The organism is Frankia sp. R82, assembly GCF_023716925.1.
In the GTDB taxonomy this organism is placed as follows: Bacteria; Actinomycetota; Actinomycetes; order Frankiales; family Frankiaceae; genus Frankia.
Genome location: NZ_JAMQQG010000010.1, coordinates 19,804 through 46,331, shown reverse-complemented (window position 1 = coordinate 46,331; position 26,528 = coordinate 19,804). Strand labels below are relative to the sequence as shown.

Here is a 26,528-nt window from a genome sequence, read left to right as displayed (position 1 = left end):
CCCCCCCCCCCCCCCCCCCCCCCCCCCCCCCCCCCCCCCCCCCCCCCCCCCCCCCCCCCCCCCCCCCCCCCCCGGTCTAGGAGAGGCTCCAGTCGACGGGTTGGGCACCCTGGCGCAGCAGTAGGTCGTTGGCTCGGCTGAACGGTCGGGACCCGAAGAAGCCGCGGTCGGCCGACCGCGGGGACGGATGCGCGGACTCGATGACCGCGGCGCCGTCCAGGAAGGGCCGCAGGCTGCGCGCGTCGGCGCCCCACAGGATCGCAACCAGCGGCTTGCCCCGCCCGGCCAGCGCCCGGATCGCCTGCTCGGTGACCTGCTCCCAGCCCTTGCCCCGGTGCGACCCGGGCTGGCGCGGCGCCGTCGTCAACGCCCTGTTCAGCAGCAGCACACCCTGGCTCGTCCACCTGGTCAGATCGCCGTTGGACGGTTTCGGCACACCGACGTCCGCGCACAGCTCCTGGAAGATGTTCTGCAGACTGCCCGGCAGCCGACGCACCTCAGGCGCCACCGCGAAGCTGTAACCGATGGCCATCCCCGGGGTCGGGTACGGATCCTGCCCGACGATCAGTACCCGCACCTCGTCGAACGGCTGCTGGAAGGCCCGCAGCACGTGCGGCCCGGCCGGCAGGTAGCTGCGGCCGGCCGCGATCTCCGCCCGCAGGAACTCACCCATGGCCGTGATCCGGGCGGCCACCGGTTCCAGGGCCTGCGCCCAGCCTGGCTCGACAAGGTCCCGCAGTGGTTGCGCCGCCATGGCCGCACAGCCTACTTCTCCCCGGCCCTGGCCCTGGCGCCACCGACCGCGGCAGCGCGCGGCAGCCGGGTTACATCCCGCTTCGGCCGGAGATAACGGGACTCGGTGCCGGCCGCGGCACCTCTCGGGGCCACCGCCCCGACCCGATGTCCCCGTCGCAGGGGCAAGGCGAGGGAGCACCCATGTTCGGCCTCAGGAGATTCGTCGACCACGGCCGGGGGGTCGTGGAGCCGACCACCCGACTCATCCGGCCCGGCCTGAGCGGATTCAAACAGTTCCTGATGCGGGGGAACATCGTCGATCTGGCGGTGGCGGTCGTCATCGGCACCGCTTTCACCGCCGTGGTGAAGGCTCTGGTCGACAACGTGCTCACCCCGCTGATCGCCGCGATCGGCGGTAAGCCGGACTTCGCCGGCCTGCAGTTCACCGTGAACCACAGCGTCTTCCGCTATGGCCTGTTCCTGAACGCTCTGGTGACGTTTCTGATCATCGCGGCGACCGTCTACTTCATCGTCGTCCTGCCGATCGCCAAGGCCAACGAACTGCGCCGGCGCGGGCACCCGCAGCCCGAGGCCGAACCCGCCGTCAGCGACGAGACCCGGCTACTCGCCGAGATCCGGGACCTGCTGGCCGGGGACACCCGCCGACTGCCCAGTCAGGGCACCGAGGCCGGCGCCGTCCTCGCCGCCGAGCACGAGCAGACCACCTGACCCGCGGTGGACGCCGCGTTGGCACGACAGCCGCCGACGAGATTCGAGTACCGAGCCCCGCGGACCCACCGTGCCCGGGGTGGCCGTATTCCGTCATTTCGGGTCGCCACCCGTCCCATCTGCGCCTAATCTGAGGTCGATAGGTATGGACGGGGAAGGAGATCATTATGCCCAGGTGTCCGCACACACGCTGTCGACGGTCCCGATGAGTGCGCCGGTGGTCGTCGCGGTGGTGGGTGGTGGGGCGAGCGGTTGCCTCGCCACCGCCCAACTGGCAAGGTCCGCGGCGGTTACCGGCCGAGGATTCACGATATTGCTCGTCGAACCGGGCGATGTCGGTGAGGGTCTGGCGTATTCGACCCGAGATCCGCGGCACCGGCTCAATGTTCCGGCCGCGAAGATGAGCGCCTTCGACGATGATCCGCTGCACTTCCTGCGCTGGCTCCGTCGGCACGTCGCCGTCGACTTTCCGGCCGGCGGTTTCGCTCCCCGGCAGTTCTATGCCGATTATCTTCGTCACACGTTGGAGGAGACGCTGCGCGCCGCGAACGGGGTGCGCTGCAAGCGGGTGTACGCCCGTGCCACCGACGTCCGCCGGCATGGCCGCCGGCTGCGGCTGACCCTCGACGACGGGACCAGCCATCCGGTTGACGGCGTCGTCCTCGCCCTCGGCCATGGCGCCGCGACGACGTCGTGGGCGCCGTCGGCGCTGGCCCGCTCGCCGCGCTTCATCAGTGAACCGTGGCGGGAGGACACCCGGGCGCACGTCCCGGCCGGCAGCGACGTGCTGCTCGTCGGCGCGGGTCTGACCATGGCCGACCTGGCCCAGCGCTGGAGCCGCGCGGGGGTGCGCCTGCACGTGACCTCGCGGCACGGGTTGCTGCCGTTGCCCCACGCCACCGACCCGGCGCCGCCGCTCGCTCCCCCGCAGCTGCCGGCCGGGCCGATCACCCTCGGCCAGGCCCGCCGGCTGGTCTTCGCGCACATCCGCGCGGCCGACGGCGACTGGCGCCGCGCCGTGGACGCACTGCGTCCGGTGACCACCGAGTTGTGGTCCCGGCTGGACACGGCCGACCGGTCGAGGTTCCTCGCGACGACGGTGCGCCGCTGGGACCAGGTGCGCCACCGCGTCGACCCGGCCATCCACGCCTGGCTGGAGCAGCGCCGCACCGAGGGATCGCTGGTCGTGCACACCGCGCAGGTCGTCGACGCGCGCGACACCGAGGCCGGCGTCGAGGTCTCGCTCAGCGACGGCTCCCGCATCGTCGCCGCGGCCGTGCTCAACTGCACCGGCGCGGGCTCCGGCGTGCGCACCAGCCACGATCCCCTGGTCATGAACCTGCTCGCCGCGGGCCTGGCCACCCCGGACGCCCTGGATCTGGGATTCGCCACCGACGCCTCCGGTCAGCTGGTCGCCGCCGACGGGCCCCGCCCGGCGATCTGGGCCATCGGCCCGTTGCGACGCGGCGAGCTGTGGGAAAGCACGGCGATGCCCGAGATCCGCAGCCAGGCGGCCACGCTCGCCCGCGCCCTCGTGGCCGCCCTGCCGACGCCGCGAACCGGCCAACGGGTGCACGACCCCTACGGTCTGCCACTGACCGCGAGCCCGGCCGCGGCCGGGCGTTATGTCGCCGGCCTCGGCCGGATCCTGCGGGTGCGTTCCGGCGCCGAGACCCTGGTGGCCGAGGCCGTCGCGGCCGACCCGCAGTTCGCCCTCGGGCAGGCGGTGCTCGCGCTGCTCGGCGCCGAATGGGGCGCCGACGTCGACGTCACCACTGCCCTGCGCGAAGCGCAACGCCATGCCGGACGGGCCGACGAGCGGGAACAGCGCTTCATCGACGTCGTCGCCGCCCGCATCCACGAGCCGGGCAGCGCCGGTTCGGCGGCGGCGCTGCTCAGCTACATCCAGGCCTATCCCGAAGACGCCCTGGCTGTCAGCATCGCCGTGCCGACCATCGCGTTCAGCGGCGCGACGGAACTCCCGGCGGAGGCCTGGGCACTGGTGGAGGGGCTCGCCCCCGTCTACCGCGACGACTGGTGGTACCGCGGTCTGCTCGCCTTCACCCGCCAGGAGCAGGAACGCTGGGACGAGGCCGCCGAGCTCGCCGCCCTGTCGCTGGCTGTCGAACCGACCGCCGGGCATGCCGTCCACGCCAAGACCCACGTCCACTTCGAGACCGGCGACCACGAGGCGGGGCTCGCCTGGCTGGATGCCTGGATCTCGACCTGCGGGTCGGACTCGTCGCATCGGGCGCACTTCTCCTGGCATGCGGCGATGCACGAGCTCGCCCTCGGCGATGACAATGCGGTCCGGGCGCGGTACCGCGCCCAGCTCGCGCCGCCGTCCGTGGCCGGCGTCCGAGCGCTGATCGACTCGGCGTCGCTGTTGTGGCGCGGTTTCACGGCCGGCACCTGGACGTCGGTGGAACTCGGGCCGGTGCTGGCGACCGTCCCCGGCGATCTGCTCGTGAACCCGCCGACGCCCTTCGTCGGGCTGCACGCGGCCATCGCCCTGGCCGCCACCGGCGACTGCCAGCGACTCGCGCAACTGCGCCGGTCCGCGGCCGCCCGCAGCAACACCGTGTTCACCGACACCGTCGCACCGCTGGCCGATGCCCTGATCCACCTGGTGCTCGGCGATCCCGACCGGGCGACCGATGCGCTGACCGCGCTGTCCGGCGTCGAGCGCCTGGGCGGCAGCGCCGCTCAGCGCGAGATCGTCGAGGACACCACGATCTACTGCGCCATCCAGGCCGGACGGCCCGGCACAGCCCAGTCCCTGCTACAGAACCGCCTCCACCGCCGCTGCTCCCCTCGCGACGCCCACCTGCACACCCACCTGCGCGCCGACCATCCGGCCGGGCACCCGTCTCCGGCCGAGTAACCGGTAGTTCCCACCAAACCCGGCCCCTCGTCCGCCGAGCCACCGCCGCCCGAGCCCTGGGCTCGGGCGGCGGTGTCGAATCGGACCGTTACCAGCCTCTGGACGAGACAACCCGACCCAATGTCGCCGTGAGTAACCGATGTTGGGCGTGTCGCGTTCGGCGTGTCAATCTTTGTGGCCCTTCTACCGGGCTCGAGACCAAGAAATATTCGTTTCACCCCGGTAGAAGGACCCATCGGCGCCGATCGGCCGGCGGATCTGACTGCGTGCGGTGAGGTTCGGGCGGCGATGGCCCGGTGCGGGGTACGCGGGGTGCGGGGGCGGCATGGTGGGATGCGGCCCACCATGGACGGACACCAGGTCGCGATGATCAGGTCGCGACGGTGCCCGGCTCGGTGACAGCGCCTGGGGTGAACCGGCCGGTCACCTCTTTCGGCTGGTCCGCCGCATCGGTGAAGCGGACGAGGCAGGTGATGGAACGGGTGCCGGCCCGCCAGCTTTCCGCATTGAGCAGATGCCAGCCGGCAGTCACCGTCGCACCACCGAAGCGGGACTGACGCAGGTACGGGGCGTGCAGTGGCGCACAGGCCGCGGCGGCCATCCGGTCGAACTCCGACGGGGACGGCAGCTCACTACCGGGCAGGCCGGCCAGGGCCGCCGGGCCCACGCTCTGGTCGGTGTGCGGCCGGTCGCAGTTCACCTCCTGCTGCAGTCCCTGTTCGTCGCGGCGGAAGCAGGTACCGGCGGGGAAGACCAGCGCCTGATCGGCGCCGTGCACCTGCCCGGTGAACTCCGGCATCAGCACGCTGTGGAGGGACGAACGGACACTGAGACCGCAGACGACGTGACGGTCACCCGCATCCCAACGGGTGTGCAGCGGATGGATGGTGCTGGGAGCAAACCGGCCGACGGGATCGAGGGAGTACCCAAGATAGGAGGTGATGAAGGAGGTGCAGTGGCGTTTGCGGAGCCGAAACGAGCGATCGCGGCCCTGGTTCTGGCCGGCGGCTCGAATGCCGTCGCCCCCCGAACAAAGTCCTCGTCAAGTACGAGCCCGTAGAACGGATCAGGCTCGTCATCCGACCGGACCTCGTTGTTCTGCGGCACGCCGCCCACTCCTCTAATCAAACAGGGCCAGGGTTTTTCGCATCACACCACGATGTGCACTACAACCCGGGTCTCGCGCACCACGGCCGACCACACGGATCCTCCGACGTTAACCGCTCCGGTCGCGGTCCGGTTTGCAGCCAGATGCCGTCCCCGGACATTATCGAATGGCCGCGGATCAGGCCCACGGCCCCCGGCCAACGCCGCTCGGCATCGAAGCCCGCCGATCCACGACTGCCCGTGACGGTCAGGGGCCGAGCAGGGCCAGCGGGACGACGGCGATGTCGTCGCTGCGCCGATCTGGCGTACCGGCCGGCGTAGCGAACGACCGCGCAGCTACCCTGGCCACCGCAGGCTCGCTACTCTTCCCCACGCAGGCGCTCTGGTCTTCCATGCGCAGACATCATTCCGACCGGCGAGGGGCCGGAACGGGCGGGTTCCTGCTGTTCGTAAGGTCCTTCGGTCGCCGACACGCGTCCCACGATCAGTCCTGTGGTTCGGAACGGGGAATCTTGACCACCCTCACGCCTGCTGACCGTGTTCGAGGCTGCCTGCTTGGTGGCCACCTTGGTGACGCGCTCGGCGCGGGCATCGAGTTCCTCGGCACGCTGGACGCGATCCGTGCGAAGCACGGCCCGGCCGGCGTCACCGGCCTGACCGCAAGCTATGGCGGAGTGCTCGCAGCCTGCACCGACGACACGCAGATGACCCTGTTCACCGCCGAGGGCCTGATCGGAGCGGCCCGCAGCGGCAGCAGCGATGTGGCGGTCGAGGTCTACCGGGCGCATCTGCGCTGGCTCGACACGCAGTCCAGGCGACATCCGCCCGCAGATGCGACGGGCCTGGCCGCCGAGCGGGTTCTCTATGCCCGCAGGGCTCCCGGAAACGCCTGCCTTTCGGGCCTGGAATCCCCAGACATGGGCACGTTCGCACAGCCCAGGAACCCGAACAGCAAGGGCTGCGGGACGGTGATGCGCAGCGCCCCGTTTGGTCTCGTCCATGCCCACGACCGGGCCCGCGAGCTCGCCGAGGAATGCACGGTACAGACCCATGGCCACCCCACCGGGATCCGATCGACGGGTCTGTTCGCTGGCCTGGTCGCCGACCTTGTGGCCGGCGTTTCCCTCCAGGCGGCGGTCGGGCGGACCCTGGATGCCGAGGGGTCCGGGATCGGTGCGCGGGAGACCCACGACGCACTCGCGCGGGCGGTCAGGCTCGCCGAGGCGGCGACCGGCGGCCCCAGGGCCGAGGATGTTGCCGCGGTCGGCGCCGGCTGGATCGCCGAGGAGGCGCTGGCCATCGCGGTGTACTGCGCGCTGGCCTGCCGGGGTGATGTCGTCGCCGGCCTGCTCGCGGCGGTCAACCACGGCGGCGACAGCGACAGCACCGGTGCCATCGCGGGAAACCTGCTCGGGGCCGCCTACGGCAGTCAGGCCCTGCCCGCGCGGTGGGTCGCCGAGCTGGAGGCCCTCGCCGTCGTGCACCGCATCGCCGACGACCTGATCGACCTGATCGACCACTGACCCATCCCATCCGGTTGGCACTGGGCAGGGACTGTCAGGTCAACGTCTCGCGGCCGCACGTCCAGGGTTCTCATCCGGGGTGAGGCCGCGCAGCGAGGTGGCGGTGACGATCGCGCCGGCCGACAGCACCACCCCGCCGACAACCAGCGCGTATCGGGTGCCGGCAGCGCTGGACGACGCCAGACCGAGGACCACGCCGAGGACGGCGACGCCCAGGGCAGCACCCACCTGACGAGCGCAGTTGAGTGCACCTGCACCGATGCCGGCGAACTCCACCGGGACGCTGCCGGCCACCCCGGCGACCAGAGCAGGCAGGGCGAAGGAGATACCGAACCCGAACACCAGCAGACCCACCACGGTCGCGGCCAGCGCGACGCCGGAGTTGCCCGTGAACGGTGCCTGGATCAGTGCGCCGGCGCTCATGAGGACGAAGCCGAGCGTGGCGGGGCGGCGGGGACCGATCCGACCGACGAGGCGACCGGTGAGAATCGGATTGACGGCGGTGGGGACGGTCAGTGGCAGGAAGGCCAGTCCGGCGCCGAACGCCGAGTATCCGCGGGCCTCCTGGAGGAACAGCGACAGTACGAACAGGAGCCCCGACAGACCGAAGTTGGCCAGCAGACCGGCCACCAGCGCAGCCGAGAAGCCGCGGCTACGGAACATGCGCGGCGGAAGCAGTGCCGCGTCACCGGCGCGCGTCTCGGCACCGACGAAGGCCGCGGCCGAGGCCACCGTGACCGCGAAGGCGCCCAGTACCTCTGCGGCTGCCCAGCCCCTGACCGGACCCTCGACCAGCGCGTAGACCACAGCGGCCAGCGCGAGAACACCGCTGATCTGCCCGGGCAAATCCAACCCGCCGCGCTGCCTGCGCGCGGTCTCCGGGGCGTACCGGGCCGAAAGAACCAGGCTTGTCAGGGCCAGCGGCACGTTGACCAGGAAGATCGCGCGCCAACCGACCGTCTCGGTCAGTATGCCGCCTACCACCGGCCCGGCGGCCAACGCGGCGCCGGTGATCGCCGCCCAGGTTCCTATCGCGCGGGCCCGCTCGGCCGGCTCGGCGTAGGCATGGGCTATCACCGCGAGGGAAGCTGGCAGCAGGAGTGCTCCAGCCACACCGAGCGCAAGTCTCAGCGCCACCAGCATGGGAAGGCTGGTCGCGGCGGCCGAGACACCGGAAAGCACACCAAAAGCGATCAGTCCACAGAGAAAGACCCGCCTGGCACCGAAACGGTCCGACAGCCATCCCGCGGTGAGCAGCACGGCGGCAAACGTCACCGTGTAGCCGTTGCTGACCCACTGCAGACCGCTCAGGCCGACCTGCATACTTCGGGAGATCGCCGGGAGCGCCACCGAAACAATGGTCAGGTCCAGCAGGACCATGAAATAGCCGAGCGAAAGCCCGACCAGCAGGGCGCGCGGCGGCCTGCTGGTCGGCGGTGCCGGTGCCGACGGCAGTGCCACGACAGTCGGTGGTGCCACGACAGTCGGTGGTGCCACGACAGGCGACGGTTCCACCGGCGTCATGCGTTTTCTCCCTGTTCCGGAATCGGCTGCCGCACCGGCTTCGCCGGGCGGCGACAGGGCCATTACATGTGCCCAGGAACGAGAATTACGGCCGGTCGCACCGGGAATATCCGTTGAGTATCATCGGATGAGCCGATGGATCCAGGGAGAGGGCCCGGGCTGTGGAGCTGAAACATCTTCGTACGTTCGAGACGGTGGCCCGTACCCTCAACATCACGCAGGCGGCGAGAGAGCTGCACTACGCGCAGTCCAGCGTCAGCGATCAGATTCAGGCACTCGAGCGCGACCTCGGCGTCCCCCTGCTCGACCGCTCACAGCGCCAGATCCGGCTGACCGCGTCGGGGGTGGCGCTCTCGGAGTACGTGAGCAGGATCTTCGTTCTCGTCGAGGAAGCCCGCCTCGCGATCTCACAGCCCAGCACAGAGCTCGCGGTCGGCGCCCTGGAAACGGTGAGCGCGCACCTGCTGCCGGCGGTGCTGGCGCAGCACCGCGCGCTGTACCCGCAGGTACGGGTGCGCGTGGCGCAGCACAACCGCGGCGAGCTGTACCAGGCGGTGCGCCGGGGCGATCTCGATCTCTGCCTCACCTTCGGCGATCCGCCGCCCGACCCGGCCCTGCGCTCGGAAAAACTGGCCCAGGAACCGTTGGTGGTCATCGTGCCCACGGCCCATCCACTGGCCCGGCGCGATCGAGCGCACCTGGCGGAACTCGGCCGGGAGCCCTTCCTGGCCACCGGCCGGGGCTGCGGCTTTCGGGAGATGTTCGACGACGCCTTCGCCGCGACGGCTGCCCGGGAGCCCGTCGCTGAGGTGTCTAGCATCGCCACTCTCAGCGCCTGTGTGGCAGCGGGGATGGGCTGCGCGCTGCTGCCTCGGATCGCGGCGCGCCCCCCGGCCGCGCGAGGCGAGGTGGCCATGGTGGCGGTCGACGCCGCCGATCTGCACACGACGCTGACCCTGACCTGGCTTGACCGCAACGGCACGAACCCGAACCTCACCGCCTTCCAGACCGTGCTGCGCCAGCAGCTGGGAGAAACACGCTGATGGGTGGTCAGGCGTTCGGAACGGACGGGAGCAGTGCGGTCGAAGCGGCGGATGACGCCGGGTTTCGGCGAACGGGACGCGTGGCGTTACGATCCGCCCTACGTCACCGCCTCCAACGAACGCGCCGTTCGCCTGTACCAGCGCCTCGGCTTCCCGAGGCCGGCCGGCACACGGAGACGTTCGACGGTCACCAGTCCGTGGAGTTCATCGGCCTGGAAGCGACCGATGCCCGAGCACGCGACCCCGCGCAGAGCGTGGAAAGCGCAGCACTTGAAATCTCTCCAGAGGCGGACGGAGTAATTCACCGCGACCAGCACAGACCGGCAGACAGAGATGCGCCGAAAGCGCCTCGGAAAAGTCGGCCAAAAGTCTTGGTTCCGGTGGGTTCGAGACATTCTTTCAGTGGCCTTGCTAATAGCAATGACACTTCCGATCGAGCATTTTATCGACCTGGGCGGGAGCTGGCTCCTTGTTGCGTTCGGGCTCGCCGTAGCCGCGAGTGCGACCGTCACCCTGTTTTCGACCCGGCCATATCTGGAAGAAAGGAGCGGCCAGCCGATCCATCTCGGCAGGAGAGCCTCGGAAAGCCCGCCGCAATCACCCATCGTGGAGCCGGATCCAACGCGCATCGATGACGATGCATCCCACAGAGACCCGACCTTTCCGACCGACGTCCAGCCGGCCGAAATCCGGCCAGCTGATATCCGGCCATGGCGGTGGCACGCAGCAATGACACTCAGCTTCATCCTGCTGAGCGCACTGACATTGGCCGTCGCAATGGATGCGCCCCCTTTCTTTTTCGTCCCACTGGGGCCCTTCGCGGGAGCCGCAGTGAGAATGCTGGTACCCGAGGACCGGTGAGCTCATAGCATTCGGCGGGCTTCCTTCATGGGACGCAGTCAAACTGCCACCTGAGACGGCGGATCGAGGTCGACTTTGAGTTGACTGTCCCTTATCGCCGCTCCAGTCGCGCGATCCCACCGGTCTCGAGGGCGACGTGGAGCGAGCCATCGGGGGCGATGGTGAGGCCGTGCGGTTCACTGGAGGGCGTCGGCAGGTCGTATTCGTCGATCCGGCCGGCCGCGGTGATGTACCCAATCCGACCCACGGCCCATTCGGTGAACCAGCAACCACCAGCGGTCGGGTCGGCAATGATCGCATGCGGTCGGGCGTCCCGATCAGGGAGCGGGAACTCCTCGATCAGTCCGTCCGGGCTGATCCGACCTATCTGACCGGCGGCGATCTCGGCGAACCAGAGATCGCCATCGGTGCCCTGGCAGATCCCGACCGGGGCGGCGCTGGGAGTGGGCAGCGGGTAAACCGTGGTCTGCCCGTCGAGGGTGATACGTCCGATCGCGTTCGCCTGGTTGAGGGCGAACCAGAGGGCCTCGTCGGCTCCGGCGGTGATCGCCGCCGGAAAGGCGTGGGCGACCGGCAGCGAGAACTCGGTGATGGTGCCGTCCGCGGCGATGCGTCCGATCTGGTCGCTGTTCATCTCGGTGAACCACAGCGCGCCGTCCGGGCCGAGGGCGAGGCCGAAGGGCCCGCTCTCCGGAGTGGGAACGGGCCTCGAGCCGGTCTCGCCGTCCAGAGTGATCCTTCCGATCCGATGGTCGCGGTTGCGGGTGAACCACAACGCACCGTCCGGGCCCTCAACGATGATCGACGGCCCGCAGGAGGCCGGGGCGAGCTGGTACGAGTCGAGCTGACCGTCGCTGGTCAGCCGGGCGATTCGCCCGGCATGGACCATCGTGAGCCACAGCGCCCCGTCGGGGCCGGAGGTCAGATCGTAGGGACCGGCATCAGGGTCCGCGATCCGCGTTTCACGAATCATGACAGTTACCTTGTGTCAACCCCACGCAGGGCACCCTCTCCCTCTCGACCTATTTCTGCACAATGATGCGTTCACCTTCGCCCACGGGTTCCTGGAAGTCGGTGAAAAAGCGTTCCAGCAGCTCGTCGGAGACGGTGACGCTGTTTGCGCCGCCTTCCCGGCCACGCAGGGCGAGTCGATGTCGGAGCGTGGCAAGATCGGCCCTCAGCCAGACGAGTTCCCAGCCGGCATCAACTGGATCGAGGACTGGCCCGTCGTCGTGCCAGACCGTTTTCCGGTTCCCCCGGCACACACCTCCTTTGTCGAGGAATATACGTCCCCGACGCTGCATCCTCGGTGGATCTCGCCGGGGCCCGATCCACGGACGTTCATCCGTCCCCGCACCCGCACCCACGACGACGAGGGCAGCGGGGGCGGCAGTGGCGGGGGCGGCCAGGACGGTGGCATCGTGCTGTCGGCCGGCCGGGAACCCACGGCCCGCGAGGCGCGTGGCCTGCTCGCGGTACGAACCCAGGACCCGCACTGGCAGACCACCGCCACCGTCTCGGCCGGCGACGTCTGCCTCATCGTCCGGTTTGACGACGCGCACTGGGCCGCGCTCGAACGGCGCGGCGACGTGCTCTCGGCGCGAGTGGTCGTCGGCCCGCTCGACCAGACTCTGGCCACGGTCACCGGCATCGGAACCGATCAGGCACTGGCCATCCGTGCGGTCGCGTACCCCGAGACGCGCACCTTTCCCGAGGGCCCCGACCAGCTCCACCTGGGTCACCTCGAGGACGGCGAGTTCCGTGCGCTCGCCGCCGTGGACGGCCGGTACCTCTCGACAGAGGTCGCCGGAGGTTTCACCGGGCGCGCCGTCGGCGTCGAGGCGCCCGGCGCCGACGCGGTGCTGACCAGGTTCGAGTACCGGGCCCTGGCCACGGCCACCACGTGACCACGTGCTGGCTCGACCCGGGCCAGCCGATCAGCTGGCCGGGGGCGTCATCGTCGCCGACGGGACGTCGAAGTAGCCGATGATGTCCGCCCCGCGGACAGCCAGGTCGCGGTCGGTGAACCCGTCGAGCCGTTCGGCGTCTCGGGCCAACACCGTCGCCCCGCCCTTGTCGACCAGCATGAGGTAGATGCGGGTGGTGATGCCGGGATAGCCCGGGTAACCCACGAGGCCGCGCGGTCCGCGGAAGCAGAGCTGCTCGGAGACCGTGAGCACGTCCCCGGGGTAGTAACGGCCGTTGCCCGGGTTGTGGCGGGGGGTCGAGTCGGTCGTGCCGGGATCGGCCCAACCGGCGCCGACGAGTTCCTTGCCGGCCGGTACCGGCGCCGACAGTTTGCCGCCGACCTCCAACGACGGGTTCCAGGCGGCGTGGTAGGTGTAGGAGGCCTGGGAGACCCGGACCCCGTACTGGCCGGCGCCCCGCTGGTCGACAATGGTCGCCGTCGTCGTGAGCGGCAGGTGGTAGCAGCCGGATGGACCAGCTGCGGTGCGCGGGGCCGGCATGGCGGTCGAGGCGGTGCTGCCACCGAACAGCAGTGCGCCCAGACCGATACCAGCTCCCAGGCCCACCCCGAGAAGGCCGACCGCCGCGACAACCAGTACCTGGACCGGTCGTACCGGCCGCCCCTCGCCGGGCCGTGCCGGGACGGGCTCGGCCGGATTGCTGGCCGACGGGCCGGTGGCTGGCAGAGCAGTGGCTGGCGGAGCAGTGGCTGGCGGAGCGCCGACGGCAGCTGCCGGCGGCTCGTCCGCGTCCCGGTCGGTCCCACGTTCAGGTCCAGCTCCCGTTCCCGCTTCGGCCGGGCCGGCGTCGGGTTCCGTTCCCAACCCGGCTGTGCGCTGCAGCCGGTACCAGGCAGCCAGCCAGTCGGTGCGGCGGGCCGGGTCGAAGGCCTCGACGATCCGGGTCACCGAGTGTTCGGTGAGCCGACGGCGCCGGTTGCGCAGGTCGTTGATGGTTGTCTTGGACAGGCCGGTCCGTGACTCGACCGACCGGTCGTTGGACCGTCCCCACAGGCCGGTGATCGCTTCGTGCAGGTCCTGGTAGCTGGAGATCCCGTTCGGGTCCTCCGGCACAGTTTCCCCCGTGTGCGACATAACTTCCGTTTCTCGGTGATCCGCGACTTTTTCAGCGCTTTATCCGTCTGTTCCTTGCCGGATCGGCAGTTCTTTCCGTTTCGGCCGTCCCGGCGGGACAGGACGGGACAACCGGTACTCATCATGCCGATGAACCGCGGTTTCGGACACCGCCGCCCGGTTACGGTTCTGCCTGGCCCGGCCGTTCGGGGGGAGGTCGGGCCACCTGACATCAACGGCACGGGCGCAGTTCCACTGGACGAGCTGCCACAGGTCACCGACGAGTACCGGCGGGAGCCGACCGTCTGATCGGGTTCCGCCGACGAGGTGGTGATCGCGTGTGTATCCGCCGGGCGCTGGCGCCCTGGCGCGAGCTGCGGGAACTACGGGGCCGGGTCGACCGGTTGGAGATAGCCCTGGCGACGACCCGGGCCGAGCCGCCGGCCGTCGTCCACGACCTGATCGCCGTGGCCGACAGGCTGGTCGACCTGACCGCCGACGAGGCGATCGCCGACCCCGCGGCCGCGGCCGCGTTCGCCCGCTGGATCACCCAGCGGGTGGGCACCATCATCATCCACTGCGAGCTGGTCTGGATCGCCGACGAGGGACCGTTCGATTCGGCCCGGCACGAGGCGGTCGCGTCCCGGCCGGCGCCGGATGCCGGACAGCAGGGCCACATCGCCGAGACCGTTCGACCCGGCTACCTGTGGCGCGGCCAGATCGTCCGACCCCAGCAAGTGGTCGTCTACCGCGCGCCCGCCCCACCCGCCCGCGAATAGGCCGCCTGACCAGGTCTTTTATCGATTCCAGGTCACGTGGGGTGGCTGCGGCGCGACGTCCCTGCCAGGTGGTTTCTTCGGGAAATTGTCACCTCGCACCGTCCTGCCCCTTGCGGTGTGGAATCCTGACGGCGGCGGAGGCGGCCCGCCGTGTCCGGAGCATCGCGAGCTCGGTGTTCTCACCGCGGGTGTTCGCGTATATCACAGTGTTGAGGAGAGCTGGGCTGGTGCGAGTTTCAATGTTTCGCCACCGTTGGGTGGTGGGATGTGCCGCGGTGCTGGCGTTCGGCCTGACCGCGTGTTCCGGCTCGTCGAGTGGGTCAGATGAGGTGAGCCCAGCGGCCACGGGATCCGCCTCGGCGTCGCGTTACGCGACGCCACTGAAGGGGATCTGCCCGTCCACGGTCGTCATTCAGTCGAACTGGTGGCCCGGCCTTCCCGACGCCTACCTGTACCAGCTGCTGGGCCCGAACCCGACGATCGACGTGGGCAAGAACCGGGTCGAAGGGCCGCTGGGTGCCACCGGAGTGCGGCTCCAGGTGCGCGCCGGCGGGCCGGCGACCGGTTTCCAGCCGGTGACCTCGCTGCTGGCTCAGGACGACAGCATCCTGGCCGGCTATGTGGGCACGGACGAGGCCGTGCAGGCCTCCGGGAAGCAGGCATCGGTCGCCGTCTTCGCGCCGTACGAGAAGTCACCGCTGGCGTTGATCTGGGGCAATCCGGAGTGGAACTTCAAAACCGTCGCCGAGATCCGCCAGTCGGGCGCGCCGGTGCTGGCCAGCGCCAGCGGGACGTCCTTTCCTGACGTCTTCGTCCGGGAGGGTTTGCTGGCGAAGTCCCAGGTCGACACCTCCTATCAGGGGTCGCCGGACCGGTTCGTCGCCGCCGACGGCAAGATCGTTCAACAGGCTTTCGTCACCAACGAGCCCTACCTGCTCGAGCACGATGTCAAGGCGTGGGGCAGGCCGGTGAAGCAGCTGCTTCTGCAGGACGAGTACCCCGCGTACATCTCCGCGCTGGCCGTCCGACCGGACAAGGTGTCGAGCCAGCGCGCCTGCCTGGCCAAGCTGGTGCCGTTGTTGCAGCGGGCGCAACGGGACTACGTCGCCGATCCGGCGCCGGTGAACCAGCTCCTACTGAAAGTCGTCGGTACGCTGCACACCGGCGGTTTCACTCTCTCGTCCGGACTGCTCTCATACGGTAACGCCACACAGAAGAAGCTCGGCCTGATCGCCGACGGCAGTGATGGAGTACTGGGCAGCTTCGACTCGGCCCGGGTCGGAAAACTGATCGGCCGGCTGGTCCCGGTCTTCACCGAGAAGGGCAGTACGCCGAAGCCGGGTCTGGCCGCTTCGGACCTGGTGACCAACGAGTTCCTCGACAAGACGGTGACCCTGAAGTAAGGGACAGAACGGCGAGAAAGAAAGAGGAAGGAAAAGACCGTCCGGGGCGGCGCTGCCCCGGACGGTTCTTCTGATGAGCATCGGGCCGTGTGGCCAGGCTGCGAAGGGAACGTTACCCATGAGCGACGCTTCGGCACCTGCTGTCGACATCACCGTCCCGCACTCGGCGCGGGTGTGGAACTACTGGCTGGGCGGGAAGGACCACTACCCGGTGGACCGCGAGTTCGGCGACCGGCTCTACGAGTTGCTTCCCGAGATTGTGCAGATCGCCCGCCAGGCCCGGGCCTTTCTCGGCCGTGCGGTCACCTATCTGGCCGGCGAGGTGGGTATCCGGCAGTTCCTCGACATCGGTACCGGCCTGCCGACGGCCGACAACACCCATGAGGTGGCGCAGCGGATCGCCCCCGACTCGCGGATCGTCTACGTCGACCATGATCCGCTGGTCCTGGTGCATGCGCGGGCCCTGCTGGTGGGCACACCCGAGGGGGTCACCAACTACGTCGACGCCGATGTCCGCGAGCCGAAGAAGATCCTCCAGGCGGCCCGCGAGACCCTGGACTTCACCCGGCCGATCGGACTGATCATGATGGGGATCATGGGGAACGTGGCCGACCTCGACGAGGCCTACGCCATCGTGCAGGAACTGCGCGACTCCCTTCCTGCCGGCAGCTACCTTGTGTTCAAGGATGGCACCTACGCCGTCATGGGCGAGGAGCGCGCCGACAGCATCCACGATCTCCACGAGCACGAGAAGTTCCCGTACCACATGCGCACCCCCGAGCAGGTGGCCCGTTTCCTCGACGGTTTCGCACTCGTCGAGCCGGGCCTGGTCTCGACACCGTTGTGGCGGCCGGCACCTTCGGCCGAACCGCCCCGGGCGATCGACGACCTGTGTGGCGTCGGCCGGAAGCTCTGACCCCACCCCGGCTCCCGGCCGGAAGCCGGCGTCACATAGCGTGATACGAGGCGATTCTTTCGATGACCTTCGCCGTGTCGTCAGGCGCTGCGCTCTTGAGCGCCAGGTTGTCCATGGCAAGCGTGTAACGGGTGACATCATCCGGCTTGTCAAGGTAGATGGCGCCCGTGAGGTGCTCCAGATAGACGACATCGGCGACATCCGGCTCGCCGAACCGCAGAATACTGAACGAGCCGCCCTCGGCCGGGTGGGGGCCGGCGCTGAGCGGGATCACCTGGATGGTGATGTTCGGGTTCGCATTCAGCACCAGCAGGTGCTCGAACTGTTCCAGCATGACCGCCGGCCCGGCGACCCGGCGCCGCAGAGCCGCCTCGTCAATGATCGCCCAGACCCGAGCCGGATCCGGCCGCTCGAAAATCGCCTGCCGACTCATCCGCGCCTGGACCCGACGTTCGATGACGTCGGCGCCGTCCAGCCGGCGACCTCCGGCCACGACAGCGCGGGCGTAGTCCATGGTCTGGAGGAGGCCGGGGATGAACTGAAGCTCATAGGTTCGGATCAGGATCGCGGCTTCTTCCAGGCCCAGATACGGCTGAAACCACCCCGGCATCACGTCGGTGAAACCCTGCCACCAACCGGGCTCGTTCGCCTCACGGGCGAGTTCGAGCAACGGTAAGCGCTCGGACTCGCCGATGACGCCATACAGCGTCAGCAGGTCGGCCACATCGCGTTCCTTGAAACTGACCCGACCCAGCTCCAACCGACTGATCTTCGACTCGGATGCCCGAATGCTGTAGCCGGCATCCACCCGGCTAATACCCTTCGCTTCCCGGAGCCGCCGCAGCTGCGTGCCCAGTACAACGCGGCGCACGACAGGCCCGCCCGCCCGTTGCAGCGTCATTCCCTCGCCCTCGTCCGGCACCCTCATGCGGCCATTTTCCCCTCAGCTTACCGGATGAGGATGGATACCCGGTTGCCGGGTTCATCCACAGCGCCGGGACAATCGGGGTGTGCCCGGTAACACCCGCACCGGACGCTACGATCCGCTCGGGCAGGGATGTCGGCATATCACCTGCGACCCACAGCCCAGTGGTCAGAAGGGAGCGATGGTGCCCGCTGCGCCAGGGATCGCATTGGCGTTCGACGACGTGGGAAAAACCTTCCCCGATGGCACCGAAGCATTACGTGGAGTGTCGCTTTCGGTTGCCGACGGTGAGTTCGTTACCGTGGTCGGCCCTTCGGGCTCCGGAAAGTCCACACTACTGCGGATCGCCTCGGGGCTGACCAAGCCCTCCAGCGGGACGGTCCGCGCCGGATCCGACGCGTCCGGGTACGTTTTTCAAGATCCCACGCTCCTGCCGTGGCGCACCGTCGAGGCGAATGTCGGCCTGTTCGCCCAGCTCGACCGCGTGCCGAAGAAACGGCGGCGCGAACTTGTGGCCGCGGCCATCTCCCGCACCGGGCTCGAGGGGTTCGAGCGCCACCGGCCCGCAGCGCTGTCCGGCGGCATGCGGATGCGGGTCTCGCTCGCCCGAGCGCTCACGGTAGCGCCCTCCCTGTTCCTGTTCGACGAGCCGTTCGGCGCGCTCGACGAGATCACTCGGCAACGACTCGGCGAGCAGGTGCAGCACCTGCACGGCCGTGAACGGTTCGCCGGCCTGTTCGTCACCCATTCCGTTGTGGAGGCGGTCTGGCTCGGCACCAGAGTCGTCGTCCTGTCAGCCCGACCGGGGCGGGTGGTCGCCCAGGTCGACGTCCCGTTCTCCTACCCGCGGCCCGCCGACCTGCGATTCGACGCCGCCTTCGGTGACCTGGCCCGGACCGTCTCGGCAGCGCTGGCGGAGTCGTTCACGTGACCGCGACCGCCCGGGCGCCACTGGCGGCGCCGACTGCCACGAGCCCCCGCCGCCTCGGGCGCCTGCGCAGCACGGCCCGCCGGGCCGGCCCGCCGCTGGGCGTGCTGGCCGCCGTCGTCGGTGTCTGGTATGCCGTGACCTATCTCGCGCTGGCTCCCCGCCGCCGCTTCCTGCTACCGCCGCCGCATGAGGTTGTCACCGACGGGTTCGGCGACTGGACCACGTTCGGACAGACCCTGCGGGCGCTGGGCACGACAGCGAAGGTCGCGCTCGTGGGGCTCGTCATCGCCGCCGCCCTCGGGATGGTCTTTGCCGTGCTGATGAGCCAGGCAGGCTGGATCGAGCGGTCGTTCTATCCCTGGGCCGTGGCGCTCCAGACGATTCCGATCCTCGCGATCGTGCCACTGATCGGATTCTGGCTGGGGTACGGATTCTGGTCCCGAACCGTCGTGTGCGTTCTGGTCGCGCTGTTTCCCATCATCACCAACACCCTGTTCGGGCTTCAGTCGACCGATCCCGGGCAACACGATCTGTTCACGCTGCGCCAGGCCGGCCGGTGGGCAAGGCTCGTCCACCTCGAGTTCCCCAGCGCCCTGCCCGCGGTGTTCACGGGGCTGCGGATCTCCGCCGGGCTGTCGGTCATCGGCGCGATCGTCGGTGACTTCTTTTTCCGCCAGGGCCAGCAGGGCCTCGGCAGCCTCATCGACGACTACACCCAGCGGCTCCAGTCCGCACCGCTGTTCGCCGCCATCATGGTGTCCGCCCTGTTCGGCCTGGCGCTGTTCTGGTTGTTCGGGCTGGCCGCCCGCCTCGCCATCGGCGCCTGGCACACCCCCCGCCGGCGCTCGTGACCGTCAGGGCTTCCTGGACCTGGGCGGACCGGCCCCGTGCTTCCTGCGCACCTGTCGGCAGGCCTCTGCGGACACAGGGGTCACGCTCCGAGACTGGCGGGATGACACGCAGCCCGCACCTCAGCCCGCAGGTGATAACTCTATGTAACGATCGGGACCCGCTCGGCCTGACCTACATCCGCGTGGACGGTCGTGCCCGTCCACGCGGATGACGGCCCGCCGCCGGCGCCCGATCCGCCGTCCGTGCGCTGACCCGCGGGACTGGAGCCGAGCCCGAAACCGGCTCGAGGAGTGCATGGTGTCCGCTCTGTTCTCACCCGTTGCGGTCAGCCGGCAACGTGCCGCCCGGCGCCGTGCGGCCCGCCGGACGGCCGGCCGAGCTCTGCTCGCCCTGTCCTTCGCCCTCGGTGCACTCGTCGTGGCCGGCACGACCGCAACCGCGGCACCCACAGTGGCATCCACTCCGACGTTCACCGGGGTTTCGGGGGCAGCTCAGGTGCCGGGAACAGGTCAGGTTCCGGGAACAGTGAGGGCTATGGAGGCAGCGGAGGCCGCGTCGATCACGCTCACCGCGAGCGTCTCCCCCACCGTCTTCACCACCAACCGCACAGCGCTGACCTTCACGTTCGCGGTCACCAACACGGGAACGGTGCCGCTCACCAACGTTCGGGTCAGCAGCTTCACGTTGTGGTACGGCCTGTTCACGACCTGCCCACAGAGCACGCTCGACCCGGGCGCGACGATGGCCTGCACGGCCCCCTACACCGCCTCAGGCCGCGACTTCCTCGTCAACAGGGTGGTCGGCACGGGGCAGGCGACCGGCCAGCCCCCGTCGGGCCCGGCGGTCTCCTCGGAATGGGTGTCGGCCACCGCAACGCGGTCGCCGTTCGAGGAGGACATCCTCCTGACGAAGAGCTCCCCGCAACAGCGGTTCACCGCGGCGGGCCAGCGCATCGACTACAGCTACGAGATCGTCAACACCACCGATGTCACCCTCACCGACGTGACCGTGCGTGACCTCCATCCCGGCCTGTCACCGGTTCTCTGCCCCACCAGCACCCTCGCCCCGGGTGCCCGGATCACCTGCGCCGCCCACTACGTGACGACCGAGCAGGACGTCGCCCGTGGTGCGATCACCAACGACGCCGACGTCACCGGCATCGCCCCCGGCGGGGAGATCCTCCGCTCGGCGGTCCAGTCCGTCTTCGTGACGAAGTTCGGCACCTCCGGGCTGACGGTGGTGAAGTCCGTCGCCCCGGCGACGTTCCGCGGGGCCGGGGACACCCTGACCTACCAGTACCTGGTCACCAACACCGGCACCTTCAACTCGCTCACGAACATCGCGGTGCTCGATCCCCAGCCCGGTATCAGCCCGGTGCGCTGCCCGGACACGCACCTGGCCCCGTCCGCACGCATGACCTGCACGGCCACCTACGTCACGACCTGCACGGACGTCGCCGCCGGCGCGATCACCGACACCGCGGCGGCGACCGCCACGATCGAGTTCGGCCCGCGGATCGCCAGCGCACCGACGACCGCCACGGCTGTCTACCATCCCGCGCTGGACCTGACCAGGCCGTTCCCACCGATCTGCCTCCCCACCGTGCACCTGCCACCCGTCACGGTGGGACCGATCCAGGTCCCCCCGATCACATTCCAGCTCTGGACGATCGGCAGCCCGTAGACAATCGGCAGCCCGTAGACAATCGGCAGCCCATGAACGAACGCCGACCTGCCGCCGCTCATCCTCGCGTGAGGGCTCCGCGCATCGCGGTCAGGGAAGAACATCTCGCCGCCGGCCAGGAGCCAGCGGGCGAGGCTGGCGAAGCCGGACGAACGGGTTCCCGCTTCGCCATGCGATACAGGCCCGAGTGCCGCTCCGCCTCGCGCTCCACCGAGGACCGGCAGACAGGACGGCATTAGAATAACGCATCGTGTCGAGCGCACCGGACGGTTTTGCGGCAGTCACCACCCTTGGTCGCGCAGGCGCTTTGTCATGATTGTCAACGAGGGGCGAGTGGCTGCGGCGCTGCCTGGTTACGAGCTGGGTGGTGAACTCGGTTCGGGCACGTTCGGGTTGGTGCTCGCCGGCCGGCACCGCGGACTTGACCGTCCGGTGGCGATCAAGATTCTCGCTGCCGGCCATGACGGGGCGGCGGCCGAGTTCACTGTCGAGGCACGGCTGCTGGCCAGCCTGGACCATCCGCATGTGGTTCGGGTCTATGACCTTGTCGAGACCGGCGACCTGCAGCTGATCGTCATGGAGCTCCTGGACGGCGGAACGCTGACGGCCCGGCACCGGAAGGGGATGTCGCCGCAGGAGGCGTGCGCGGTGGGTCTGGCGGTGAGCGCGGCGTTGTCCTGCGCGCATGCCCGTGGGGTGCTGCACCGCGACATCAAACCCGACAACATTCTGTTCGACGCAGCAGGCCTGCTGAAAGTCAATGATTTCGGGATCGCGAAAATCGTCGACGGATCCGGAGCCACCGCCAGCCAGGTGGTCGGCACCGCCGCCTACATGGCCCCGGAACAGATTCAGGCAGGTCGGCTGGGCCCGGCCACCGACCTGTACGCCCTCGGGTGCGTCCTCTACCAGCTGCTGACCGGCCGGCCGCCGTTCGCCGCGGCTCCGTCGATGCACGCGCTGTGGGAGCAGCACCTCACCACGCCGCCCGCCCCGCTCGCCGGGATACCCACCGTCCTCGCGACGGTGGTCCTGCAGGCGCTCGCCAAGGACCCCGTCGACCGGCCGCCGTCCGCCCACGCCTTCGCCCTCGACCTGGCCAGCGCCGCCGCCCTGGTCTACGGCCAGGGTTGGACCGCCCGGACGGGGATCGGGCTGCGGCTTGACGACGACATCCGCGCCGCCGCCGACCATCCAGCCCGTCGCATCTCGATGGCGCCCGCAGCCGCAGCGGCCGGCCCCGGGCCTCATCCGGCCGACGCCGGGAACGTTGACGGTGTCCCGGCCATCCCTCGGCCGGCCCCGCACCCCGTTGCGAGCGGGCGGCCAACCGTGATGGCCAGCGCCGGTGCCGCCCAGGTCGCGGGGATGCCAGCGGCCCATGCCCTGCCCTGGCGCCGCCGGCTTCGCCGCCCCTGGATCGCCGCCCCACTCGCTGCCGTGACCGTCGCCGCCCTCGTGGCGGTCACGCTGGCCATCGCGGCAGCCATGCGGTCGGGGTCGGCCACTGCCGTCGCTGTCCCGTCCCGTCCCGTCCCGCTCGGCCAGCCCCTGACCGGCTCCACCAACTGGATCACCCAGGTGGCGTTCTCGCGGGATGGGCACACCCTCATCGACGCCGACGCCGACAACACAGTGCGGCGGTGGGATGTGACCGACCGCGTCTACCCCACCTCGCTCGGTCAGCCGCTGGCCGGTCCCACCGCCTTGATCTTGTCGGCGGCGTTCACCTCGGACGGACGGACGGCCGTTTCCGGGGGCGCCGATCACACGGTGCGGCTGTGGGACATGACCGATCGCACCCATCCCACCCGCCTCGTTCCACTGGGCCGGCCTCTGACCGGACACACCAACTGGGTGTTGTCGGTGGCGTTCTCCCCCGACGGACGGACCCTCGCCTCCGCCGGTGCCGACCACACGGTGCGCCTGTGGAACGTGGCCGACCGCCTCCACCCCACCCCCCTCGGCCAACCCCTCACCGGCCACACCGACCTGGTGCTGTCGGTGGCCTTCTCCCCCGACGGACACACCCTCGCCTCCGGCAGCCAGGACCACACGGTGCGACTGTGGAACGTGGCCGACCGCACCCACCCCACCCCCCTCGGCCAACCCCTCACCGGCCACACCGACCCGGTGCTGTCGGTGGCCTTCTCCCCCGACGGACACACCCTCGCCTCCGGCAGCCAGGACCACACCGTGCGACTGTGGCGGATCCGCTGAGCGAGGCGATCCCGGGACTGGGAAGACCTCCGCATGGCAGAGGTGATCAGCTCCGTACCGTCGTCGGGAAAAGTCTTCGAGCGGGCTGTCGAAACGGCCCGACGCCGAGTTCCACCGCGCCGCCGCCCTCGGCCGAGCGGGAGCAACCGGGGCTTGACCTTGACCCTGGGTCAGGGTTCCAGCATGGCGGCATGACCGCTACCAGACCCGCGATCGAGGTGTCGGGCCTCACCAAGTCCTATGGCGACCACACCGTGCTGGCCGGCGTCGACCTGACCGTTCCGGCAGGCACCGTCTATGCGCTTTTGGGACCCAACGGCGCCGGCAAGACGACCATCGTCAACATCCTCTCCACCCTGCTGGCCCCGGGTGACGGCGAGGTCCGCGTCGCCGGCTTCGACGTGCGACGCGAGCCTGCCGGAGTGCGCGCCGCGATCGGTGTCACCGGGCAGTTCTCGGCGATCGACGAACTGCTCACCGGCCGCGAGAACCTGCGGCTGATGGCCGACCTGGCACACCTGGACCGGGTTACCGCGACCACCGCCGTGACCGTGCTGCTGGCACGCTTCGACCTCGTGGACGCGGCCGACCGGCGGGCACAGACCTACTCGGGCGGCATGAAACGGCGCCTCGACCTGGCGATGACGCTCATCACCCGACCCCGGCTGATCTTCCTGGACGAGCCGACGGCCGGTCTCGACCCGCGCAGCCGTCGACAACTGTGGGGGATCGTGCGCGAGCAGATCGCCGACGGCGTGACGGTGCTGCTCACCACGCAGTACCTCGAGGAGGCCGACCAGCTGGCCGACCGGATCGGAGTCCTCGACCGGGGGCGCCTGGTCGCCGAGGGCACGGCCGCCGAACTGAAGCGGCGGGTGCCTGGCGGGCACGTGTCGGTGCAGTTCACCGATGCTGCGGGGTTGTTCGCCGCGGCCGCGGCGCACCCGCAGGCCTCCACCGACGTCGAGACGCTCACCCTGCAGATGCCCAGCGACGGCAGCATCGCCGGGCTGCGCCGCGTGCTCCACGACCTCGACGACGACGGCGTGGCCGGCCTGACGGTCGGGGCCGCCGACCTTGACGACGTCTTCCTCGCGCTCACCGGCCGCGCGGCCGAGGCGCCCGCAGCCGAGGACGTCCCGGCGTGAGCACCACCTACATCGCCCGTGACTCGGCGACCATGCTGAAGCGCAACCTCCTGCACGTCCGCCGCTATCCCTCGCTCTCGATCATGCTGGTCGCGCAGCCGATCCTGTTCCTGCTGCTGTTCGTGTACGTGTTCGGCGGGACTCTCGGTGCCGGCCTGCCGGGCCAGGCCGGCGGCGGAGACCGCGGGGACTACCTTGTGTTCATCACGCCGGGCATCCTGTTTCTGACCGTGGCCAGTGTCGCGCTCGGCACCGCGATCTCGACCGCGACCGACATGACCACCGGGATCATCGCCCGGTTTCGCACGATGAACATCGCCCGACTGTCGGTGCTCACCGGCCACGTGCTGGGCGCCGTCATCAGGACCGGATTCGCCGTGGTGATCGTGGCGGCGGTCGCGTTCGGACTCGGGTTCCGCAGCGACGCCGGTCCGCTCGGCTGGCTCGGCGCAATCGGGCTGCTGATGCTGATCGCGTTCGCGCTCACCTGGCTGACCGTCGGCATGGGCCTGGCGGCGGACAGCGTCGAGACGGCCAGCAACACGCCGCTGTTCCTGATGATCCTGCCGTTCGTCAGCAGCAGCTTCGTGCCGACCGACGCGATGCCGGCCGGGCTGCGCCAGTTCGCCGAGTACCAGCCGTTCACCCCGATGATCAATACTCTTCGTGCACTCGTGACGGGCACGCGGACGGACTCCGACCTGTGGTTCGCCATCGGCTGGGCCGCCCTGATCGCGCTGCTCGGCTACCTCTGGTCGCGCCGGCTGTTCCTGCGCGTGCCCGCGAAATAGGAGACTGGCACGGTGCTCACGATCAGCCAGCTGGCGTCGTACGCTGGCGTCACCGTGCGCGCGGTGCGGCACTACCACGCCAAGGGCCTCCTGCCCGAACCGGAGCGCGACCATTCCGGTTACCGGCGCTACGACGCCCATGCCGTCGTCGAGCTCGTCCGGATCCGCACACTCGCCGAGGCCGGTGTGCCACTCGCGCGCGTGCGCGAGCTGTTGGCCGCGGGCGAGCAGGAGTTCAGCGCGGCCGTGGCCGACATCGACCGGCGCCTGCGGGCGGAGATCAGGCAGCTTCAGCGGCACCGTGAGCGGATCGCACAGCTGGCAGCCGGGGACAGCCTGGCCCTGCCACCGGAGGTGGTGGCCTACCTCGACCGGATGCGCGCGCTCGGACTACCGGACCGGATGGTCGAAGGCGAGCGGGACGCCTGGATTCTGGTCGCCGCCCAGCTCCCGGAGCACATGCCCTTCTACATGAGGGCCAAGCAGCAGCAACTCGATGACCCGGCGACCCTCCAGTTCTACCGCGATCTGGTCCACGCTCCGGACTGGGAGCCGGACGACCCACGCGTCGCGGCCCTGAGCGACCAGCTCGTCGCCCTCATCGAGGCTGACGCCGAGGGGTCTGAGGGCTACCAGGACGCGATGCCCGACGAGCTCGCGCAGCTGCTCGACGCCGTCTTCCTGACCTCGATGCGGATCGCCCCTCGACTCCTGGAACTTCTGGAGGAACGCGGCTGGCGCGGATGGACCAAACTCGAACGCATCCCCACGCCCCAGCGGGCGGCTGCTGTCGGCCGAGCCTGACAAGGTCGCCCTGCCGGACGGCCGGTGCCAGAGAAACTCTTTCCTCTGGCACCGGCCGCTTCAGTGGTCCTGACCGCAGAGCACTGCGGACCACAGTTCAATATGTACCTTTCGCCCTGGACGTCACACACCTGCATCCAGGTTGCCACAAACGGAAGTCAACCACATACGAGAGCAGCGACAGGCAGCTTCTCCGCCATCACAAAAAGCAGCCATCGCGAAGGAGGGCGGCCGCCGGAACCAGACAGCAACCCCGCATCTGCTACGGGGAGGCCGCGCGCACTTCTCTTGACATCCAGATTTTCTCACTGCTGATTTCCCGGCCTGCGACGACCGGGTTCGACGTGGCCGCCAACCCGACCGGCGTCTTCCTCTGGACAGGTGTGGCGTCGAGGGATACCTGCCGATCCAGTGGGCGACCAGGACCCTGAAACCGGATCTTTGCACCGATCTGAACATCGTCCAGGAAACGACGAAGTTCTATCATGACTTCCTGCACTACGACCTGAGCGACGCCGGGGCGACAAGAATCGTCAACGCCGAGGATCCCGAGTAACAGAGACCGCAGAAAACGGCGGGGCAGGGATTCCCACCGGCCTGGGTGCGGCCGGTGGGCGTGAGTCGTGGCC

At 69.6% G+C, this 26,528-nt stretch carries 22 protein-coding genes; 16 read left to right on the top strand and 6 right to left on the bottom strand.

The annotated features are described in order from the left end of the window. Window positions 1-76 precede the first annotated feature (76 nt). Window positions 77-754, bottom strand: coding sequence for a uracil-DNA glycosylase (locus ND747_RS03805; RefSeq protein WP_251731839.1), 678 nt, complete (start codon window positions 752-754; stop codon window positions 77-79). 182 nt (window positions 755-936) lie between these two features. On the opposite strand from ND747_RS03805, the gene mscL reads away from it, so the two are divergent. Next, window positions 937-1,464 (top strand): large conductance mechanosensitive channel protein MscL, encoded by a 528-nt coding sequence (gene mscL, locus ND747_RS03800; protein ID WP_251731838.1) that lies wholly within the window; start codon window positions 937-939, stop codon window positions 1,462-1,464. 145 nt (window positions 1,465-1,609) lie between these two features. Then, the gene (locus ND747_RS03795) at window positions 1,610-4,348 is read left to right on the top strand and encodes an FAD/NAD(P)-binding protein (RefSeq protein ID WP_251731836.1); all 2,739 of its coding nucleotides are present in this window, start codon (window positions 1,610-1,612) and stop codon (window positions 4,346-4,348) included. A 370-nt stretch (window positions 4,349-4,718) separates the two neighbouring features. Here ND747_RS03795 and ND747_RS03790 read toward each other — a convergent pair whose 3' ends face one another. Then, window positions 4,719-5,363 (bottom strand): septum formation family protein, encoded by a 645-nt coding sequence (locus tag ND747_RS03790; protein ID WP_308204553.1) that lies wholly within the window; start codon window positions 5,361-5,363, stop codon window positions 4,719-4,721. Between the two features lie 604 nt (window positions 5,364-5,967). On the opposite strand from ND747_RS03790, the gene ND747_RS03785 reads away from it, so the two are divergent. Further along, window positions 5,968-6,978 (top strand): ADP-ribosylglycohydrolase family protein, encoded by a 1,011-nt coding sequence (locus ND747_RS03785; protein ID WP_251731835.1) that lies wholly within the window; start codon window positions 5,968-5,970, stop codon window positions 6,976-6,978. Window positions 6,979-7,017: 39 nt separating this feature from the next. On the opposite strand, the gene ND747_RS03780 is transcribed toward ND747_RS03785, so the two are convergent. After that, a complete protein-coding gene (locus ND747_RS03780) occupies window positions 7,018-8,502 on the bottom strand; it encodes an MFS transporter (protein WP_251731833.1) in 1,485 nt (494 codons plus the stop codon). A gap of 161 nt (window positions 8,503-8,663) precedes the next feature. Here ND747_RS03780 and ND747_RS03775 point away from each other — a divergent pair, with 161 nt between their 5' ends. After that, window positions 8,664-9,545, top strand: coding sequence for a LysR family transcriptional regulator (locus ND747_RS03775; RefSeq protein WP_251731831.1), 882 nt, complete (start codon window positions 8,664-8,666; stop codon window positions 9,543-9,545). A 420-nt stretch (window positions 9,546-9,965) separates the two neighbouring features. Then, window positions 9,966-10,406 (top strand): hypothetical protein, encoded by a 441-nt coding sequence (locus ND747_RS03770; protein ID WP_251731829.1) that lies wholly within the window; start codon window positions 9,966-9,968, stop codon window positions 10,404-10,406. Between the two features lie 91 nt (window positions 10,407-10,497). Here ND747_RS03770 and ND747_RS03765 read toward each other — a convergent pair whose 3' ends face one another. Further along, on the bottom strand, window positions 10,498-11,379 hold the full coding sequence (locus ND747_RS03765) for a virginiamycin B lyase (RefSeq protein WP_251731828.1): 882 nt from the start codon (window positions 11,377-11,379) through the stop codon (window positions 10,498-10,500). Window positions 11,380-11,557: 178 nt separating this feature from the next. Between ND747_RS03765 and ND747_RS03760 the strand changes: the two genes are divergently transcribed. Beyond that, window positions 11,558-12,313: a hypothetical protein gene (locus ND747_RS03760; RefSeq protein WP_251731826.1), complete on the top strand. Its 756-nt coding sequence runs from the start codon at window positions 11,558-11,560 to the stop codon at window positions 12,311-12,313. Between the two features lie 30 nt (window positions 12,314-12,343). Here ND747_RS03760 and ND747_RS03755 read toward each other — a convergent pair whose 3' ends face one another. Further along, a complete protein-coding gene (locus ND747_RS03755) occupies window positions 12,344-13,447 on the bottom strand; it encodes an XRE family transcriptional regulator (protein ID WP_251731824.1) in 1,104 nt (367 codons plus the stop codon). Window positions 13,448-13,785: 338 nt separating this feature from the next. Between ND747_RS03755 and ND747_RS03750 the strand changes: the two genes are divergently transcribed. The 3 genes from ND747_RS03750 to ND747_RS03740 all read left to right on the top strand — a co-directional run bounded on the left by ND747_RS03750 (window position 13,786) and on the right by ND747_RS03740 (window position 16,545). Further along, window positions 13,786-14,226, top strand: a complete 441-nt coding sequence (locus ND747_RS03750) for a nucleotide exchange factor GrpE (RefSeq protein WP_251731822.1) — start codon at window positions 13,786-13,788, stop codon at window positions 14,224-14,226. 329 nt (window positions 14,227-14,555) lie between these two features. Then, window positions 14,556-15,629 carry a hypothetical protein gene (locus ND747_RS03745; RefSeq protein ID WP_251731821.1) on the top strand — a complete coding sequence of 358 codons (1,074 nt, stop codon included), beginning with the start codon at window positions 14,556-14,558 and terminating at the stop codon, window positions 15,627-15,629. A gap of 118 nt (window positions 15,630-15,747) precedes the next feature. Continuing rightward, the gene (locus ND747_RS03740; RefSeq protein WP_251731819.1) at window positions 15,748-16,545 is read left to right on the top strand and encodes an SAM-dependent methyltransferase; all 798 of its coding nucleotides are present in this window, start codon (window positions 15,748-15,750) and stop codon (window positions 16,543-16,545) included. Window positions 16,546-16,576: 31 nt separating this feature from the next. Here ND747_RS03740 and ND747_RS03735 read toward each other — a convergent pair whose 3' ends face one another. Further along, window positions 16,577-17,446, bottom strand: a complete 870-nt coding sequence (locus ND747_RS03735) for a helix-turn-helix transcriptional regulator (protein ID WP_251731843.1) — start codon at window positions 17,444-17,446, stop codon at window positions 16,577-16,579. Between the two features lie 205 nt (window positions 17,447-17,651). Here ND747_RS03735 and ND747_RS03730 point away from each other — a divergent pair, with 205 nt between their 5' ends. The 7 genes from ND747_RS03730 to ND747_RS03700 all read left to right on the top strand — a co-directional run bounded on the left by ND747_RS03730 (window position 17,652) and on the right by ND747_RS03700 (window position 25,899). Further along, window positions 17,652-18,401 (top strand): ABC transporter ATP-binding protein, encoded by a 750-nt coding sequence (locus tag ND747_RS03730; protein ID WP_251731817.1) that lies wholly within the window; start codon window positions 17,652-17,654, stop codon window positions 18,399-18,401. After that, complete coding sequence (locus ND747_RS03725) at window positions 18,398-19,252, top strand: ABC transporter permease (protein WP_251731815.1); 855 nt, start codon at window positions 18,398-18,400, stop codon at window positions 19,250-19,252. The genes ND747_RS03730 and ND747_RS03725 overlap by 4 nt, the downstream gene beginning before the upstream one ends. A 295-nt stretch (window positions 19,253-19,547) precedes the next feature. Then, window positions 19,548-20,936 carry a hypothetical protein gene (locus tag ND747_RS03720; protein WP_251731813.1) on the top strand — a complete coding sequence of 463 codons (1,389 nt, stop codon included), beginning with the start codon at window positions 19,548-19,550 and terminating at the stop codon, window positions 20,934-20,936. 333 nt (window positions 20,937-21,269) lie between these two features. After that, entirely contained in the window at window positions 21,270-23,156 is a 1,887-nt protein-coding gene (locus tag ND747_RS03715) for a serine/threonine-protein kinase (RefSeq protein ID WP_308204551.1), read from the top strand. A 191-nt stretch (window positions 23,157-23,347) separates the two neighbouring features. Continuing rightward, window positions 23,348-24,304 carry an ABC transporter ATP-binding protein gene (locus ND747_RS03710; protein ID WP_251731810.1) on the top strand — a complete coding sequence of 319 codons (957 nt, stop codon included), beginning with the start codon at window positions 23,348-23,350 and terminating at the stop codon, window positions 24,302-24,304. Continuing rightward, window positions 24,301-25,095 carry an ABC transporter permease gene (locus tag ND747_RS03705; protein WP_251731808.1) on the top strand — a complete coding sequence of 265 codons (795 nt, stop codon included), beginning with the start codon at window positions 24,301-24,303 and terminating at the stop codon, window positions 25,093-25,095. Before ND747_RS03710 ends, ND747_RS03705 begins: the two co-directional genes overlap by 4 nt. Before the next feature lie 12 nt (window positions 25,096-25,107). Continuing rightward, window positions 25,108-25,899, top strand: coding sequence for a MerR family transcriptional regulator (locus ND747_RS03700; RefSeq protein WP_251731806.1), 792 nt, complete (start codon window positions 25,108-25,110; stop codon window positions 25,897-25,899). The last annotated feature ends 629 nt before the right edge of the window (window positions 25,900-26,528 follow it).